This is a genomic window from Microbacterium sp. CPCC 204701 (assembly GCF_004010105.1).
In the GTDB taxonomy this organism is placed as follows: domain Bacteria; phylum Actinomycetota; class Actinomycetes; order Actinomycetales; family Microbacteriaceae; genus Microbacterium.
In genome coordinates this window covers 1-1,170 of the sequence record NZ_RRYE01000609.1, presented here as the reverse complement: position 1 = coordinate 1,170, position 1,170 = coordinate 1, and the positions used below count along the sequence as shown (strand labels likewise).

Genomic DNA, 1,170 nt, shown 5'->3' with positions numbered 1-1,170 from the left:
GCGGGCGGCGAGTCAGCCGTCGCACCCGCGGTGGGGGCATCCGTCGCACCCGCACCGCGCACCGCGGCCCACAGCCCGCCCGCGAACGCGAGGGTCGCCAGCACCATCCCCGCGACGCCGGGGACCTGGCCGAGCCCGGGTGTCGCGATGACGTCCTGGCTCGTGGCGAGGCTCGTCATGCCGATCCCGAAGATCGCGAGGGCGACGAACGCGACCGTCGCGAACGCGAGCGCCGTGACCGGGCGGACCTGCCCGCCATCGCGTCCCGGCGCCCCGTCCGTCACGGCCGGACGATCTGCGGCCCGGCCTCGAGCGTGCGCTCGTACTCTCGCTGCGCCTCGACGTTCAGCTCGGTGACGCGCTTGCCGCGCGCGGCAGCCCACGCGCCGAACCAGATGGTGAGCTCGCGGCCGATGACGAACGCCGCGAACGCCATGGGCGTGAGCAGCTCGGCCCCCACCAGTTCCTGGCCCTGGCTGAGGGTGAGGTCCCAGAACGGCGCCTGGAACAGGGCGCCGAGGAGGTGCCCGCCGTATGCGGCGAAGCCGACGAGGAGACCGAAGACCACCCACGCGCCCCAGCGGCCGCGGTTGATGATGGCCCCGAGCAGCCAGAACGCGATGAAGAAGACGATGACCGGCACCCACAGCGACCACGTCGCGAGATGCTCGATGGCCACGGTGCGGACGTTCTCGGCGGTCACGTCGCCGCGGATCGCGCCGACGCCGAGCCACACGGCGAAGTAGAGGATCGCGAACGACAGCGCTGCCAGCAGGCCGATGGCGCCCGCCGCGGCGCGGTTCCCGCGAGGTCGCGGGGCCTCCGGCGCCTGCACGAAGATCGGCTGCGGCGCCGCTGAGGCGGTGTACGCGGGTTCCGACACAGGCTCGCTCGGCGTCACGACCGGCGTCGCGACGACCGTCGGCGAGTCGTCGGCGGGGGCGTACACCGCGGTATCGGCGGCGGGGGAACCGTAGTCCAGGGACGCCGCCTCCGGGGTGTCCCACGGGTCGGGCTCGACGGCAGCGGCTGGCTCGGCGTCCGAGGCGCCGGCGGCGTTCACGGCGGGGGTCGGGGCATCCGGCTCGGCGGAGGTCGAGGGCGACTCGGCGCGGGATTCCGCGGAGGCGTCGGCCGAGCCATCCGTCCGCTCGGATGCCTCCGTGCCCG

Annotated in this window: 1 protein-coding gene and 1 pseudogene; both read right to left on the bottom strand. The window is 74.7% G+C overall.

What is annotated here, in order from left to right:
* A pseudogene (locus EIO58_RS18285) lies at positions 1–284 on the bottom strand (hypothetical protein); the annotation flags it as partial.
* Positions 281–1,170: ABC transporter (locus tag EIO58_RS19110; protein WP_164861886.1), on the bottom strand; the 890-nt coding region annotated here is incomplete at its 5' end. The pseudogene EIO58_RS18285 and the gene EIO58_RS19110, both read right to left, overlap by 4 nt.